The sequence below is a fragment of the Halomonas qinghailakensis genome, from assembly GCF_025820815.1.
Lineage (GTDB): Bacteria > Pseudomonadota > Gammaproteobacteria > Pseudomonadales > Halomonadaceae > Vreelandella > Vreelandella qaidamensis.
This window is the reverse complement of sequence record NZ_CP096973.1, coordinates 2854739-2871723: the sequence shown is the minus strand read 5'-3', so window position 1 is coordinate 2871723 and position 16985 is coordinate 2854739. Positions and strand designations below refer to the sequence as shown.

Below are 16985 nucleotides of genomic sequence, written 5' to 3'. Positions count from 1 at the left end.
ATAGGTCAAAGAAACAGGTCAAAGAAACAGGCCGAAGCAACGGTTCAAAACAATAGTTTAAAGCGACAGGTAGAAAAAGAGAGAGGAGAGCCTACCGGCATAACGCATAAGCGCGTGCTTAATCGCCTTGTTGGCGCTGAAAACGCTGGATATCACGGCGCTGTTTTTTATCAGGACGTTTAAGCGGGTGCTGCATTGCCTCATTGGTAAGGCGGCGCGCTTCGGTCTCTTTAGCACGACGCTGTACACTGTCTTCAGTTTCAGCGTAAAGCTTACGCGCTTCTGGTGCACCGCGACGCTGGTCAGAAAGCGAGACTACTTCCACCTCAAAAATGTCCCACCCCTGAGGAACACGAATGATCGCCCCTAGCTCAACATTTTTGCTAGTTTTTGCGCGGCCACCATCATAGTGAACTTTGCCACCTTCTATGGCTTTTTTAGCCAGGGCACGGGTTTTAAAAAACCGCGCGGCCCATAGCCACTTATCTAAGCGAACGCTCTCGCTCATTAACGCTCTCCTCGCTGCCCTGGCAGGTTGCTTGGCAGCAGTTGGGCAAATCGGTCTAGGGCGATAAACGCTTGCAGCTCTTTCTCAGGCCGCTGGCTATCGGGCTGCTTGATGCCTAGCAAGTGTTTGATACCAAATTCACGGGCACTTTCGAGCACGTTGGCGTTGTCATCGATGAATAGCGTACGCGCCGGGTCAAATGGCTCACGTTCTTGAAGCGCAAACCAGAAGGCTTGCTCTTCTTTGGCGGCCCCGACGTCTTCTGATGAGATGATGGCATCGAGATAGTTTTCCAACCCTGTCAGCGGCAATTTAAGCGCAAGGCTGGCACGGTCAGCGTTGGTGGCCAATACCACGCGGGGGTGGGCTTGCTTCAGCCAGGTTAAAAAGTCGAGTGCATCACTGCGCAGGCCAATAAGATGCTGCACTTCACGCTTCAGTGCCACAATATCGACGCCAAGCTCACGGCTCCAGTAGGCGAGGCTGTACCAGTTCAACGTCCCCTGCTCACCAATAATACGGGCACGCAGTGTTTCTTGGCTCGCGATATCCAGTTGATGAAGTTCAACATAGCGTTTTGGCAAGTGCTCTAGCCAGAAATGGCTATCGAAATGCAGATCCAGCAGCGTGCCGTCCATATCAAGTAGGACAGTATCGATCTCGCGCCAATCAATCATTGCCGCTCCAGTCTGAAAGAATAAGCATGCTATTGTAGCGTAACCCGTTTTTTGCAGCCACGGAGGCATGATGTCTAACTACGAATCATCACCTGACGACACCCATACCGGCTACCCACGAAAGCCACAGATTTTAGCGCGGGAGAGCGTCGCCAAGAGTCGTTTATTCCATATTGAATCGCTTGATTTACGCTTTTCTAATGGCGAAGAGCGCCAGTTTGAACGCTTAACTGGCGCTGATCGTGGTGCGGTTATGATCATTGCCATGCCCGATCCAGAACACGTGCTGCTTATTCGCGAATATGCCGCTGGCTTTGAAGATTATGTGCTGACGCTGCCGAAGGGTCTGGTTGATCCTGGTGAGGATGTTGTCACCGCTGCCAACCGTGAGCTGATGGAAGAGTGTGGCTTTGGCGCGCGCCGGATTGAACCACTGGTGGAGCTTTCGTTAGCGCCCAACTACATGCGCCACCGTATGCAGGTGCTGATGGCTACCGATCTTTACCCCAAGCGCCTGCCAGGCGACGAGCCAGAGCCATTAATAGTTGAAACCCACGCCATTGAAGAACTACCGGCACTGTTATTACGCGACGACTTCCACGAAGCCCGCGCCATCGCCGCACTCTATATCGCAAGAGATAAGCTACGCGAAGAGAAACGCGATAACGCAATGGATTTGTTGTAAAACCGCGCTGCCTTTGCGGGTACGCTGACGCTCACACCGCACTAAAATACCTATAAATTCAGTGGGTTATGTAGCGCGTGGTAACGAAGATCGCGAGGAACGAGCGCAGGCGGCACCCGCAGAAGGCGGCGGAACGACGCCCAGTGGCAGAGAATTTCTCCCAACACTGGGCCGCCGCCGGTGCTTACAAATGGTGTTTACAAATGGTGCTTAAGCGGTATCCAACGCCGTTGGCGGTGGCTGTCTAGGCCAGCTTCTAACAGCACCATGCTGCGCAGCGCGTCTTCAATATCCACGGGCAACGGTGTTTTATCGCGTATCGCCGCGGCCACGCCGTGATAATAAGCGAGATAGTCACCCGCCTGTGTGACGTGCTCGTGGCTTGCCAGCGGCGCATCTTCACCGTCGCCTTCGCGTAGGGTCAGCGTACCTGGCGAGTCCTCACCCCACTTAGACGTTGGTGTTTCTCCGGCTTTTAAGCGGTCCTCTTGAGGATCTAAGCCGTATTTAAGATAGCTGCCCTTTGTTCCATGAATACGAAAACGGGGTGTTGATTCAGCCATCAGGGTGCCAGCACTGAGGCTGACGCGGCAACCGTCGTACTCCAACAGTGCCAGAAAATCATCATCAGCTTTAGCGCCGTCTCTGCGCACACCTAGGTCTAGTAGAATAGCGTTCGGCATTCCGAACAGCTCGCAGACTTGGTCAAGCAAATGCGGGCCTAGGTCATACCAAATGCCACCACCGGGCATGGCTTTTTCGCGCCAGCGATCGCGCACCTCTGGCCGAAAACGATCAAAACGCGACTCAAAGCCGGTAATGCGCCCTAACGTACCGCCTTCTAACAACGCTTTAACGGTGAGAAAGTCGCTATCCCAGCGGCGGTTATGAAATACAGATACCAAACGCTCTTTATCAATCGCTAGCGCTTTTAGCTGTTTGGCTTCTGAGAGCGTCACGGTAAAAGGCTTATCCACCACCACGTGTTTGCCCGCCATCAACGCGGTCTTAGCTAACGAAAAGTGGGTGTCGTTAGGCGTTGGAATAACGATAAGGTCAATATCGCTACGCTGACACAGCGCCAGCGCTTGGCGTTCAACCTCAACATCTAAATCAGCCTGCACTTTGGCGGCATTACTGGAGGATACTGCCACTAAATCAAGGCCTTCCGTTGCCTGAATAAGCGGCGCATGAAACGTTTTACTTGCAAATCCATAGCCAACGAGGCCAACGTTAATAATTGCCTTCATGGCATTCCTTAGTCGTGTTGACGGTTTGCATTTGGGTATGGCTCAGCCTGTGTAAGCGGTCACAGGCTGAGCCAGCATAGCGACTAGTCGAGTTTGGAAAGATCGCGAACCGCACCTTTGTCCGCAGACGTTGCCAGTAGCGCATACGCTTTTAGAGCGGGTGTGACCTTACGCGGGCGCTGTTCAACGGGCTTCCAGGCGTCTTTGCCTTTGGCTTCCATGGCTTCACGGCGTTTTGCCAGCACGGAATCAGGTAGCTGCACATTAATCGTGCGATTCGGAATATCGATCAAAATGGTATCACCCTGCTCTACTAGACCAATCGCGCCACCCGCCGCAGCTTCAGGAGAGACATGGCCAATAGAAAGACCAGAAGTGCCGCCCGAAAAGCGGCCATCGGTCAGCAGTGCGCAGGCTTTTCCCAGCCCTTTGGATTTTAAATAAGAGGTCGGATAGAGCATTTCCTGCATGCCAGGGCCGCCTTTAGGACCTTCGTAGCGAATCACCACGACATCGCCCTCTTTGACCTTACCATCCAATACGTTGGCTACGGCCTGGTCTTGGGACTCCACGACGTGGGCTTTGCCTTCAAACACGAGGATCGAGTCATCAACGCCTGCGGTTTTAACCACACAGCCATCGAGAGCGATATTGCCATACAGTACCGCTAAGCCGCCTTCTGTTGAAAATGCATGGGCTAGGTCGCGAATACAGCCAGTAGCGCGATCACCATCGAGGCTTGGCCAGCGGGTGCTTTGCGAGAAAGCGGTTTGGGTCGGCACACCACCAGGGCCTGCTTTGAAGAACTCAACTACTTCAGCGCTTGGCGAGCGCATAATATCCCACTCTTCCAACGCTGCTTTTAAGCTATCGCCATAAACCGTTGGTACCGAGGTATCCAGTACACCAGCACGATCTAACTCACCCAAAATCGCCATAATGCCACCGGCACGATGAACATCTTCGATATGGTATTTCTGGGTATTGGGGGCCACTTTACATAGCTGTGGCACTTCCCGGGAAAGGCGGTCGATATCCGACATAGTGAAGTCGACTTCCGCTTCCTGGGCTGCTGCCAGCAGGTGCAATATCGTATTCGTAGACCCCCCCATGGCGATATCTAACGTCATGGCATTTTTGAACGCAGCCTTATTGCCAATCGCACGTGGCAGTAGGTGGGTTTCCTCACATTCGTAGTAGCGCTTGGCCAGTTCCACAATGCGGTGGCCAGCGTTTTCAAATAACCGCCGACGATCAGAATGGGTCGCCAGCACGGTACCGTTCCCCGGCAGCGCCAGCCCCAGCGCCTCCATCAAACAGTTCATCGAGTTGGCGGTAAACATACCCGAGCAGCTTCCACAGGTGGGGCACGCACTACGCTCAACTTCGGCAAGGGTTTCATCGTCAACGCTGTCGTCAGCCGCCATCACCATGGCGTCAACCAAGTCGAGACCGTGATCTAATAACTTGGTTTTACCCGCTTCCATGGGTCCACCTGACACGAAAATCACCGGAATATTGAGACGCATAGCCGCCATCAACATTCCTGGGGTGATTTTGTCGCAGTTGGAAATACACACCAGCGCATCGGCACAGTGGGCATTACACATGTACTCAACGCTATCGGCGATGATGTCGCGGCTGGGCAATGAGTAGAGCATGCCATCGTGGCCCATCGCGATACCGTCATCTACCGCGATAGTATTGAACTCTTTCGCTACCCCACCTGCTTTTTCAATTTCACGCGCAACCAGCTGGCCCATATCTTTTAAGTGGACATGACCCGGCACAAACTGGGTAAACGAGTTCGCCACCGCAATAATGGGTTTGTGAAAATCGTCGTCTTTCATACCAGTGGCGCGCCACAAGGCGCGGGCACCGGCCATATTGCGGCCAGCGGTGGTCGTACGGGAGCGATACTCGGGCATGGTGTCCTCTACATCTTTATCATGGCCTACCGCATTCTTGGCGGCAGGCAAGTGAATCCAGCGGCCTTAGATTGTGGCATGAGCGCAACGCGTAGACTAGATGGTGAGGGCAACCGCCGTGCCCTGCTCAGCGGTTATCCACCAAAATCAAAACGTTTCCCATTGCTGTGAGTCATCTTGATTAGCCAGGCCTCGCGCTGCGGAGCTATTGCGTGAAGGCAAGCGTAGCGATGCTTTACGCTGCGCTTGATTAACCTGCTGTAGCTTTTCCCGAGCAACCTGAATATTTTCTTCCTGCGCGCCTTCCAAACGGAAAGCGTCAACCACATTCGCTAGCTCAAACGTTTCTAGGGCTAAATTATCAGCAGACGCTGCAATCGTTTGTACCTTGGTGGCATTTTGCTGAGTAACGCTGTCCATCTCCGCAATCGCTGAATTGATTTGTCCGATACCGCTGCTTTGCTCGCTAGACGCGGTGCTAATCGACTCCATGAGCTCGCTAACACGACTAACCTGCTGCATGACATCGTCGATAGCACGTTCAGCCTGCTCGACAGCACCGCGACCACTACTAACTTCTTGGGTTGTGCTATCAATCATCTTACGAATTTCTTGGGCTGCTGTAGCACTACGGCTAGCCAAGTTGCGAACCTCGCTAGCTACAACGGCAAAACCACGACCATGCTCGCCAGCACGAGCGGCTTCAACAGAAGCGTTCAGCGCTAGAATATTGGTTTGGAAAGCAATTCCATCAATGACGCTGATCATTTCGGTCATTTTTTCAGCGCTTTGAGCAATACGCTGCATTCTTGCCACCAACTGCTGCATTTGTTCACGGGTGTCGCGAGTGCTCGATGTATTCTGCATCGCTAACTCAGTTGCTTGACGGGCACTCTCGGTATTTTGTTGTACCGTCGAGGTCATCTCTTCCATGCTAGACGCCGTTTGCTGCAACGAGGAGGCTTGCTGTTCGGTGCGTGATGCCAGCTCCTCATTTTCTGCAGCAATTTGCTGAACTGCGGGAGTGACGACGGACACGCGATGCTCAACTTCCCCTACAATGCTGGCAAGACTAAAACGCATGGTATCCAGCGAGTAAAGCAATGCGCCTAATTCATCTTTGCCTTCTCGACGTTCACGAGCAGCTAGATTACCTGCCGCAATTTGGAACGTAATATGACGTGCACCTTCCACACTGCGCAGCACCGACCGTAAAATGATGCTGCTAAGCCCCACCATCAGTAATAAACCAATAGCCACCAGCACCACTTGGGCAATCAACATTTTCTGGCGGCCCTGCTGCGCCAATTCAACCAGCGCCTGAGCATTGGCCCGTTCGTTACTGACTAACTCGCTACTGCCTTCTCGCAGCTGCTCAGTGGTGGGCTGTACGCCATCATTAAAGGCTTCGAAAGCCGCAAAACCATTGGCATCACGGATTGCGTTAAGCGTGGTGATCACGCTGGCACTCCAGGCAGAAAGCGTGGACGCAAACGCTTGCTGACGCTCGGTGCTAGCGTTGCTGTCGGTGCGGTAGCCATCCCAAAGCGTTTGGATTGACAGGGAGTACTCGTCAACAGACCCAGCAACCGCGTCTATGTCAACACGGCGAGGGTTGCGAACGGCGGGTTCTAACAGGGCCACCACCTGCCCTACTTGACGTTCAAGACGTTGAAGATTAGCAACCGCCTCAAGCCCCGTCCGATTTAGCGACTCCAAGCGCTCGCCAGAGACCATTAAACCGTACATGCCTAAGCCTCCGGCTAGCCCTAACAAAACCAGCGACGTGACCACCATACCGGTTAGCTTGGCTCTTAAACTGGTAAACTGAAAGCTTTTAAGAATGCCCCCTAATCCGCGACGTTTAAGTACGCCTTGCGCCAATACATAGTGGCGAGACTTACCCTTCTCTCGCATTTCTTTATAAACCGTTTCAGCTAGCGCAATACTGCTGGCCGTTGTCTTACGACGTACCGAGGTGTACCCCACAATGCGATCACCATCTCGGAGCGGAGCGACGGTAGCATTCACCCAATAGTAGTCACCGTTTTTACGGCGGTTTTTAACCGTTCCTTGCCACGTCGCCCCTGACTGAATCGTTTTCCAGAAATCAGCGTAGGCTGCTTCAGGCATATCAGGGTGGCGAATTAAACTATGGGGCGCTCCCATTAACTCATCACGGGTGTAGCCGCTTATCTCTACAAACGCCGCGTTCGCGTACGTTACATTGCCTTTTAAATCAGACCGTGAGATCAGTACAGCTTCGTCATCAAGCGTGTACTCACGCTGAGTGACGGGTTGGTTATTGCGCATTCAGAAACTCCCAGGGGCTTTTTTAATTTTGATTTGCTCCTATTATCCCGTGTTGCAAGGGAATTTAACCACTAAATAACTATGCAAAAGCGCCGCACTCTTCGGTGCGGCGCCTTAACTAAACGGTTGTTTTTTTTACGTTCGATTGAAGAGCCTACGTAAAAACCACATTGGCAACATCACGATAGCGGTTCGCAAAATGCACCGTCATTCCCTCTTTCAAATAATCGGGAAGCTCTTCGTAATCGCGTTTATTGGCTTCTGGAAGTATCACTTCAAAAATATCGCTGCGGCGTGCGGCGATAATTTTCTCCCGAATTCCCCCCACCGGTAAGACTTGACCGGTTAAGGTCAATTCACCCGTCATTGCCAAGGGGCGATTAATCGCCTGATGCTTAGCCAGCGAAAGCAATGCCGTGGTCATCGTGACCCCAGCCGACGGGCCGTCTTTGGGCGTTGCCCCTTCGGGCACGTGAAGATGCACAAACGCTGAGTCAAAGAAGTCGGCATCGGCACCATACTCTTGCAGGTGGCCCAGCGTGTAGCTGTAAGCAATATTGGCGGACTCTTTCATCACATCGCCAAGCTTGCCGGTAAGTTTAAAGCCACGATCCAGCGCATGGACTTTGCCCGCTTCAATAGGCAGTGTTGCGCCTCCCATGGAAGTCCAAGCAAGACCGGTAACAACGCCTTCGCCTTTCAGCACTTTCTCTTTGCGGAAAAGCGGTGCTCCCAGGAATTCTTCCAGGTTTTTAACCGAAATTTTTACCGTTTCTACCTGCTCTTCGAGAAGCTTCACTGCTGCCTTACGAACAATACGATGCAGCTGCTTTTCAAGCTGGCGAACACCCGCCTCACGGGCATAGCCATCAATCACCTGCTTGAGCGCGGCATCCGTTAAGTTAATACGTTTTTTCGGCAAATTGTCGCGTTTCAGAAGCTTTGGCCATAGATGATGCTTAGCGATCTGTAGCTTTTCTTCTGCGATATAACCTGACAGACGGATCTGCTCCATACGATCAAGCAGCGGCCCTGGGATCGAGTCCAGCGTATTGGCGGTGCACAAGAACAGTACTTTGGAAAGATCCATGCGCACATCGAGATAGTGATCCAGAAAGTCGACGTTTTGCTCGGGATCTAGCACCTCAAGCAGTGCTGATGCAGGATCACCCTGAAACGATTGGCCTAACTTATCAATCTCATCGAGCATGATCACTGGGTTTTCGACTTCAACTTCTTTAAACGCCTGCACTAGCTTGCCGGGCATTGCGCCCACGTAAGTACGGCGATGCCCTTTAATTTCAGCCTCATCGCGCATGCCACCTACCGAAAACCGATAGAACTCACGGCCTAAAGCTTCAGCAATAGAGCGTCCAATCGAGGTTTTACCGACCCCAGGCGGGCCAACCAGCAATACAATCGAGCCACCCACGTCGCCTTTAAAAGTTCCTTCGGCCAGAAACTCAATAATCCGCTCTTTCACGTCTTGTAAGCCATCGTGATCGCGGTTGAGGACTTCCCTGGCATGGGCCAAATCGAGCTTATCCTGACTGGTAACGCCCCAAGGTAACGAGGTGAGCCAGTCAAGATAGTTACGAGTAGTGCCGTACTCTGGCGAGCCGGTTTCTAGCACGCTGAGTTTATTAAGCTCATCATCGATACGCGCTTGAACGCGCTCCGGTACCACCAGCGACTCTAGGCGGTTCCTAAACGTATCTACATCGTTTTCGCGGTCGTCTTTTGAAATCCCCAGCTCTCGCTGAATAACTTTAAGCTGCTCACGCAAGAAGAATTCGCGCTGCCGTTCCTGCATTTGAGCATTAACTTGCTCGCTGATTTCACTTTGCAACTGGGCAACATCGATTTCTTTGCGTAGCAGGGGGAGTACTTTATGCATTCGCTCAGCCACTGACAGCGTGGCCAATACATCCTGCAACTCAGGGCCTTTGGCAGACGTTATAGCAGCTGCGAAGTCTGTCAGAGGGCCAGGTTCATGTGGACTGAAGCGGTTCAAGTAATGCTTTAGCTCTTCGCCATAAAGCGGATTAATCGGCAACAGCTCTTTGATGCCATTAATGATCGCCATTGCATAGGCACGGGTTTCTTCATTTTCAGCATCTACTGGCTCTTTAGGATAGCTGACTTCCACCAGATACGGCGGCTCTTTAGACAGCCAACGCTGAATTTTAAAACGCTTAACCCCTTGCGCGATAAACTGGATTTGTTGATCTTCGCTTTGGAGTTTATGCACTTTAACTGCTGTGCCAATCTCGGGAAAATCATCATGATTTAGAGAATCAACGCCCTGCTCGCCAACAAAGGCAACACCAATGGTGTGATGAGGTGTGTTACCCACGCGGCGCATGGTTTCTTCCCAGCGCTCGCGGTTGATAACCAGCGGCTGTACCTGAGCAGGGAAAAATGGTCGATTATGAATCGGCAACAGATAGATACGCTCTGGAAGCATATCGCTGGCGGGCACTAGCGAATTAACTTTCTCACCGTCTGAACGATGATCTTCACTACCATCATTAGTACGCGGATCATCAGTACGTGGATCGTCAGTACGTGGTTCTTCACCGTGCTCTTGATGCGCGTCGGACTCTTCATCCGTCAGCCAATCTAAGTGCTCGTGATCGCGGTCGTAATCCTGGTCGCTCATGCGCCTCTCCCATAACAATAGCTAGCGGATCAGTCCGCTTAATAATGTTTAAGGGATGTGGGCACACAGTAGAAACTTCAACCCTTAACACCATTAGAGAGGGCTGATAGAGAGGGCTGATACAAAGCTATAAAGCAAAGAGACTAGAGACTTATTGAGGCCAAAGTTGAGGCATAGGACGCCCATTAACACGCCATTCACCACGAATCACGTCAAACTCCAATTCTCGCGTACCAAGGGGAAGCCCTAGCCAAAGAGCTGCCACGGTAGGTGCATCGTACCAGGTAAAATCACCATCAACACGATCTAGCCAGCGGGCGCGCTCTTCTGGTGTAGTCAACTCTGTTATAGTCAGCTCATCAAGCCGACGCGCATCAAAAAAGAGTGCGCCATCCGCATTAACAGTGATGCCTAGGAGTGGGCTCTCGATCGCCACTGTTGTAATGTCTAAGCGAGGTGAGTCATGTAACACCCCCATCAAATTGGGGGCCAAACGAACCAATAACCCTTCCGCCATGGGAAGACTGGCATCACCCCACGCGGCTTCCTGGCGCAGTTGTAAGAACGTTTCGCGCACGGCATCTGCATTTAAACGTGAAAGTTCCGCGTGTATTCGGCCACTTAATAGCGGCGTATCAGGAGCCTCACTAGGAACGCTAACTTCGCCAATGATTAGCTCGCCATTGAGACGAAGCTCTTGTTCATCGAGCACCATGTGGCTGTGAACATCGAGTGGCGAAAGGTGAATATCATAAGCAGGATAGTGAAGCGATAACGACTCAACATGCAGGTGGTCGCGTTGAGCAAAATGATAGGCATCGTCAATATAGGTATAACGGCTTTCAAGGGAGGAAGGCCCCATCGTCAGCTGAGCGGGGCCATCGGTTAACGTGAGCTGATCAAGCAGCGCGCGCAACCGCCAATCACCAAATACGCCCTCCAGACGCATTCTGGCTCCACGGACCGATAATTCACGGCCGTTTTGTTGAATCACAAAGGGAGCCAGCGCTAAACGCAGTTCGCTATGGCCGCTTACCGTGTGGTAGCGCCCTTGCCAACGTGGAATGGACGGTGCAGAGACTTCGCCCACGGCTTTTTGCAAAACGCTGTCTAAACGGGGCAGAAGCGTTCCTTCAACATCAGTACTTAATGCGCCATGACGCGCACGGTAAGTGAGTTCTAGTCGCCATGGCCGCCCTAACAAGGGCGATAAAAGCAGCTTTCCCTGAGACGTTAGCCACCCTTGGCGGCTCTCCGTCCGACTAACTCGCCACTCGCCTCGTGCTTCTAAATCTTCTAATGCTTGGCGAAGGCTGCGTTCAAACAAAATACTCGATAGCAGTTGCGCCACCATCCACGCCACCGCCAGGGCCGCGAGAATAGGGACGATCAGTCGTTCCTTGCGCATGCGATCTCCTTGAACACCCCCTCGATTGGAGACGTTCGCCACCGACGTTGCGTAATCAGTTTTTAGTAATTATCCGAATCCATTCATTATTATATAAGTAATTCATCTGCTTTCTTGTACTGCCTGCTTATACTGATAGATTTTTTAATGCAGCCAAAACCATAAATGCATCGTACTCCACGCATAGATACCGGCCATGACATCATCAATCATAATGCCAAATCCACCGGCAACACGCCTATCAGCCCAGCGGATAGGCCATGGCTTGAACACGTCGAAGATACGAAAAACAATGAACCCCCAGAGCGCCGCTTCCCATGAAAAGGGTACGGCCGCCATGGTGATCCAGTAGCCAACAAATTCATCCCAAACAATACCAGAGTGATCGTGCACACCTAAGTCATGGGAGGTTTTATCGCATAACCAAACCCCAACGACAAAGGCGGCAAATACAATGCCGAGATACCAGCTCAAGGGCAGGTCGGCCATCATCCAGTAGAAAGGAATAGCCGCTAGCGTCCCGAAGGTGCCTGGTGCCCAGGGCACTGCACCACTGCCCAGGCCAAAGGCAAAAAAATGGGTTGGCCGACGCCAAACGCTCGCTGGTGCTCGGTTCATGGCGCTTCCCCGCTAAAATGCTGCCATCCTTCGTAGTCACTGGCATCAACACCAGTCACGCCTAGCGTTTCTGTACAGCGGCCTATTACAGTTAGTGACAAGCCAAGGTCAGCGAGTCGCTGCTGAGCAATAGCGATATTGCGTGGTGAAAGTGTCACCAGTAGCTCGTAGTCGTCCCCCCCCGTTAGCGCGGCTTTTATCGCACCATCGTGGCCTAACGTCTCATGTAACCCATTCGCTAACGGCAGTGCATCTAGCGCTAGTGCACAGCCCACTTCAGACGCGTTGCGTAAGTGCGACAAATCTGCCAGCAAGCCATCCGAAACATCTAATGCTGCGGTTGCAAGACCGCGTAATGCCACACCTGCTGCTAAACGAGGTTGTGGCAACAAGTAGCGGCTTAGCAGCGGGTGCGAAAGATCGCGTTCACCCTGGCGCCAAAGGGCTAGGCCACCGGCTCCCCCGCCAAGCGCACCCGTCACCGCAATGACATCTCCCACGCTTGCGCCTGAACGGGTCAACGCATCACCTATTGGCACTTCGCCCATCACCGTGACACCAATGGTCAATGCCCCAGAGGTGACATCCCCTCCGACCAGAGCGGTGGAATGTTGCTGGCAAAGCGCATGAAATCCTTTCGCGTACCCTGCTAACCACTGCTCAGCAGCATCGCGATCAACAAAGGCACTCTTATCCAGCGTTAGCGCCATCAGACACCACCGGGACGTTGCTCCCATCGCGGCTAAATCGCTGAGTGCCACTGCCAAAGCACGGTGCCCTATCGCATGTGCTGGGGCATCGTGGGGGAAATGGACATTACTCACCGATGTATCAACGCTAACCACAAGCTGCTGACCTGCTTGGGGCACTAAAAGCGCTGCATCGTCGCCATTTTCAAGCGCTATACCGGCTGTCGCGTGCGCCTCCTGCGGCGACATGAAGTAGCGCTGAATCAGTTCAAATTCGCCAAGCACAAAGGCCCCTTAAACGTATTATCAGAAGGCTTGCCTTACAGACGGCGAGCACTGACCTCGGCACTTCGTAAGCGATTTGCCAGCTTATCGAGAATACCGTTTACGTATTTATGGCCGTCGGTGGCACCAAAAGATTTGGCCAGCTCAACGCCTTCGTTAATCACTACGCGATAGGGCACTTCCATCCGCCGAGACAGCTCGTAGGCGCCCAAACGAAGGATAGCTAACTCAACGGCGTCAAGATCTTCTAGGCGACGGTCGAGCAATGGGGCAATTTCACGGTCTAACTCTGCTTTGAATCTGACCGTGTTATGCAATAATTCATGGAAAAGCGCTTTGTCGGCGATTTCCATTACTTTTACCCAGTTTTCGTAATCTTCTAGGTCATCATCCGCTACTTGGCTGCGAAACTCAGCTTCGATAGTGGTGATTGATTTACCCGTCATTTGCCACTGGTAAATTCCTTGAACCGCCAGCTCACGTGCGGCGTGGCGCCCTAGCTGTGCAGCAGAAGGCTTACGCTCACGACGTTCACTCATTGGTTATCTCCTAACGGCAATGCGCGCAGCAACGATACCATTTCCATCGCTGCCATTGCCGCTTCCGTACCTTTATTACCTGCTTTGGTGCCCGCTCGCTCGATTGCTTGTTCGATTGACTCAACGGTCAACACCCCGTTTGCCACCGGTGTATCAAACTCAAGCTGGAGGTGGTTAATGGCGGTATTACAGCCACCAGCCACATATTCAAAATGCGGCGTGCCTCCACGAATAACCGCGCCCAGCGCGATAACAGCATCGGGCTTCATGACTTTAAGCACGCGCTTTACTGCCAGCGGTAGCTCCCAAGCACCGGGGACGTGGACAAGGTGAATATTGTCCGCATCAACGCCATGGCGCGTCAGGCTATCGATAGCGCCTTCCACCAGGCTATCCACCACATGGTGATTGAAACGACCTACAACGATGACATAACGGCCATCGACATCTACAAAAGTACCTTCAACTTGCGAAAGGGATTGCATCAATTTATTCCTGCTGAGAAGTTGGCTCATACGCCGTGTCATTAGGTCCCAAGCGCTCAACCACTTCGAGATCAAAACCAGAGAGCGCCGAGAATTTCCACGGTGAGCTGAGTAGCCGCATTTTACCTACCCCTAGGTAGCGTAGGATTTGCGAGCCAGTACCAATCGTTAAATAATTACCTGAACCGTCTGAATCGCTGGTGCGCGGCTGACGCACGCGGTCCAGAAAAATATCCAGTTGATCTTTTAAATCCTGATGGGGACGACCATCATCAATCAGCACAAAGACACCCGAAGGTGCATCCGCGATCTCTTTCAGGGCACGATGAGCATCCCAACGGCACTGCTCACCTTTCATTAACCCCACAATATCACGTAGCGTATCCGCTAAGTGAACACGCACAGTAGTGGGCTGTTCTGGGGTCGGTTGCCCCTTAACCAAGGCTAAATGATGAGCGCCCTGTATGCGGTCACGGAACACATGCAGCGCCAGCTCTCCATGGGCCGTCATCACGCTGGTGGTTTCGACCGGGTCAACGGTTTGCTCATTGACGATACGATAGTGGATTAAATCGGCAATTGTGCCAATTTTAATACCATGCTTTTTGGCGAACACTTCAAGCTCAGGACGACGCGCCATACTGCCATCGTCATTCATGATTTCACAAATGACGCCGCTGGGGTCACATCCGGCTAGCGATGCCAAATCACAGGCGGCTTCGGTATGCCCTGCCCGGCGCAAAACACCACCCGGCTCGGCCATCAGCGGAAAAATATGGCCGGGCTGTACAATATCTGTCGGCTTGGCATTTGCTGCCACTGCGGCTTGTACCGTGCGGGCACGATCGGCTGCGGAGATGCCGGTGGTCACCCCTTCGGTCGCTTCAATGGAGAGCGTAAACTTAGTGCCAAACCCAGAGCCATTGTCACGCACCATCAGCGGAAGGTTAAGCTGTTCGCAGCGCTCACGCGTCATGGGCATGCAGATAAGTCCGCAGGCATAGCGTGCCATAAAGTTGATATGCTCGGCCTGCACTTTTTCGGCCGCCATGATGATATCACCTTCGTTTTCGCGATCCTCATCATCCATGAGAATCACCATTTTGCCCTGGCGGATATCTTCCACCAGCTCAGCGATAGGGGACAAACCCTCTGAAGAGGAATGCGCCATGGAATCTCCAAAATAAGTGGTCGCAATACATGCGATTTCGCGCGTCAGGGTACCTTGCTCTGGCCCTGTGCGCTAGTCAGTGCGAGGTTCAGCGATTATTCGCCAATCACTCCCAACGGCGCGAATTTCTTTAATAGTCAAACGTTTTTGGTCAGCCATACGGGTCATACCGGGCAACGCAAATAGTGGTCGAGCTTCACCCCCCAACAGCGTTGGCGCGACAAACAACTGCAGCTCATCCACCGCGTTCGCCTCTAACAGCGCGCCTGCTAAAGTAGCACCGGTTTCAACGAGCAGTTCGTTTATCTGCTCATGCTCAGCTAGCCAGCTCAGCATGTTCGCGAGGTCGATTCGACCTTCTTGATCCGCAGGCATTACCTTAATAAGCGCACCCGCAGCTTCCAGCTTTTGACGTTTTTCGTCACTGTGATGTTCGGTGGTAATAATCAACGTGCGCCCTGGTTCACGAAGACAGGCTGCCGCTAGCGGTAGACGCAGGCGTGAATCTAAGATGACACGCAGCGGCTGGCGCTGACTGACCGCCTCTGCATTATCAAGCGCCAGCTGTTCCGCGCGCACTGTCAGCCGTGAATCATCCATAATAACGGACTCAACGCCACTTAAAATAGCGCTTGATCGAGCGCGCAAACGCTGCACTTGGCTACGCGCCTCTGGCCCAGTAATCCACTGCGACTCTCCTGACCCCATGGCAGTACGACCATCAAGACTCATGGCCATTTTTAAGCGTACAAAAGGACGTTTGCGCTGCATACGCGAAATAAAACCAGGGTTTAATCCACGTGCATCCTGCTCTAACAGGCCAACCTCCACCTGGATACCCTCATCCCTTAGCCGCTGGATACCGCTACCGCTAACGCGGGGGTTAGGATCAACCATGGCCACGACCACTCGTGCAACGCGAGCATCCGCTAACGCAACAGCACAAGGGCCTGTGCGTCCCGTATGGGAGCAAGGCTCCAACGTGACGTAGGCAGTGGCACCTTCCGCTTTTATACCCGCTGCGTTAAGCGCATGAATTTCTGCATGAGGCTCTCCAGTACGCAGATGGAACCCCTCACCCACCACTTGCCCTTCAGTGTGTTGATCGTAACGGACAATAACGCAGCCCACTCGAGGGTTAGGGTCGGTTGTATAAAGCCCCTTAGCCGCTAGTTGCAAGGCACGCGCCATAAAGTGATAGTCAGCGCTAGTGAACCCTTCTTCCATCGGCTCTTTTATCGACTCTTTCATCAACCCTCTCCGCGATGTGGGTCGCTGGGGGCGGGTGCAAGATGATCACCAGGATCTTGAGAAAGACGGTCTATCTCAGCGCGAAATTCGTCTAAATCTTGAAATTTACGGTATACCGATGCAAAGCGGATATAGGCGACCTGGTCGAGCTTGCTTAACGCTTTCATGACGGCTTCACCGATATCCCGCGCGTTGACTTCGCGATCTCCACGGGCACGAAGCGATTGGCGAATACGCTCAACGGCAGCTTCTATTGCCTCGGCACTGACTGGGCGCTTTTCAAGCGCACGCAACATGCCTGCCCGCAGCTTACTCTCGTTAAACGTTTCCCGTGAGCCATCGGATTTCACAACTCTCGGCATGATGAGTTCTGCGGTTTCATAGGTAGTAAAGCGTTCTTGACAGCTAGCGCATTGGCGACGACGGCGCACCTGGTCACCGTCGGCTACCAGCCGCGAGTCGGTCACTCGAGTATCATTAGCACCACAAAAAGGGCAATGCATGGCAGTCAACCTG

The 16985-nt window shown here is 52.7% G+C and carries 15 protein-coding genes; 1 reads left to right on the top strand and 14 read right to left on the bottom strand.

Features of this window, described 5'->3' with window-relative positions; translation table 11 throughout:
- Positions 1–118: 118 nt before the first annotated feature.
- Positions 119–508: a ribosome-associated heat shock protein Hsp15 gene (hslR, locus tag M0220_RS13245; RefSeq protein ID WP_030071834.1), complete on the bottom strand. Its 390-nt coding sequence runs from the start codon at positions 506–508 to the stop codon at positions 119–121.
- Positions 508–1185, bottom strand: a complete 678-nt coding sequence (yrfG, locus tag M0220_RS13240) for a GMP/IMP nucleotidase (protein ID WP_264017876.1) — start codon at positions 1183–1185, stop codon at positions 508–510. Before yrfG ends, hslR begins: the two co-directional genes overlap by 1 nt.
- Before the next feature lie 70 nt (positions 1186–1255).
- Between yrfG and nudE the strand changes: the two genes are divergently transcribed.
- Complete coding sequence (gene nudE, locus M0220_RS13235) at positions 1256–1870, top strand: ADP compounds hydrolase NudE (RefSeq protein WP_030071830.1); 615 nt, start codon at positions 1256–1258, stop codon at positions 1868–1870.
- Between the two features lie 197 nt (positions 1871–2067).
- Here the strand turns inward: nudE and M0220_RS13230 are convergent, their stop codons facing one another.
- The 12 genes from M0220_RS13230 to nrdR all read right to left on the bottom strand — a co-directional run bounded on the left by M0220_RS13230 (position 2068) and on the right by nrdR (position 16972).
- Positions 2068–3120, bottom strand: coding sequence for an oxidoreductase (locus M0220_RS13230; protein ID WP_264017875.1), 1053 nt, complete (start codon positions 3118–3120; stop codon positions 2068–2070).
- A gap of 83 nt (positions 3121–3203) precedes the next feature.
- Positions 3204–5048: a dihydroxy-acid dehydratase gene (ilvD, locus tag M0220_RS13225; protein ID WP_264019231.1), complete on the bottom strand. Its 1845-nt coding sequence runs from the start codon at positions 5046–5048 to the stop codon at positions 3204–3206.
- 147 nt (positions 5049–5195) lie between these two features.
- Positions 5196–7361: a methyl-accepting chemotaxis protein gene (locus M0220_RS13220; protein ID WP_264017874.1), complete on the bottom strand. Its 2166-nt coding sequence runs from the start codon at positions 7359–7361 to the stop codon at positions 5196–5198.
- Between the two features lie 154 nt (positions 7362–7515).
- The gene (lon, locus tag M0220_RS13215) at positions 7516–10023 is read right to left on the bottom strand and encodes an endopeptidase La (RefSeq protein WP_264017873.1); all 2508 of its coding nucleotides are present in this window, start codon (positions 10021–10023) and stop codon (positions 7516–7518) included.
- 151 nt (positions 10024–10174) lie between these two features.
- A complete protein-coding gene (locus M0220_RS13210; protein WP_264017872.1) occupies positions 10175–11431 on the bottom strand; it encodes a YdgA family protein in 1257 nt (418 codons plus the stop codon).
- Between the two features lie 144 nt (positions 11432–11575).
- Positions 11576–12049 carry a phosphatidylglycerophosphatase A family protein gene (locus M0220_RS13205; protein WP_009721756.1) on the bottom strand — a complete coding sequence of 158 codons (474 nt, stop codon included), beginning with the start codon at positions 12047–12049 and terminating at the stop codon, positions 11576–11578.
- Positions 12046–13023: a thiamine-phosphate kinase gene (gene thiL, locus M0220_RS13200; RefSeq protein ID WP_264017871.1), complete on the bottom strand. Its 978-nt coding sequence runs from the start codon at positions 13021–13023 to the stop codon at positions 12046–12048. The genes M0220_RS13205 and thiL overlap by 4 nt, the downstream gene beginning before the upstream one ends.
- A gap of 35 nt (positions 13024–13058) precedes the next feature.
- Positions 13059–13562, bottom strand: a complete 504-nt coding sequence (gene nusB, locus M0220_RS13195) for a transcription antitermination factor NusB (RefSeq protein ID WP_009721754.1) — start codon at positions 13560–13562, stop codon at positions 13059–13061.
- Positions 13559–14047: a 6,7-dimethyl-8-ribityllumazine synthase gene (gene ribH, locus M0220_RS13190; protein ID WP_030071810.1), complete on the bottom strand. Its 489-nt coding sequence runs from the start codon at positions 14045–14047 to the stop codon at positions 13559–13561. Before ribH ends, nusB begins: the two co-directional genes overlap by 4 nt.
- Before the next feature lie 4 nt (positions 14048–14051).
- Positions 14052–15218, bottom strand: coding sequence for a bifunctional 3,4-dihydroxy-2-butanone-4-phosphate synthase/GTP cyclohydrolase II (gene ribBA / locus M0220_RS13185; protein WP_030071808.1), 1167 nt, complete (start codon positions 15216–15218; stop codon positions 14052–14054).
- Positions 15219–15290: 72 nt separating this feature from the next.
- Entirely contained in the window at positions 15291–16469 is a 1179-nt protein-coding gene (gene ribD / locus M0220_RS13180) for a bifunctional diaminohydroxyphosphoribosylaminopyrimidine deaminase/5-amino-6-(5-phosphoribosylamino)uracil reductase RibD (protein WP_264017870.1), read from the bottom strand.
- Positions 16469–16972, bottom strand: coding sequence for a transcriptional regulator NrdR (nrdR, locus tag M0220_RS13175; RefSeq protein WP_264017869.1), 504 nt, complete (start codon positions 16970–16972; stop codon positions 16469–16471). The genes ribD and nrdR overlap by 1 nt, the downstream gene beginning before the upstream one ends.
- Between the last annotated feature and the right edge of the window lie 13 nt (positions 16973–16985).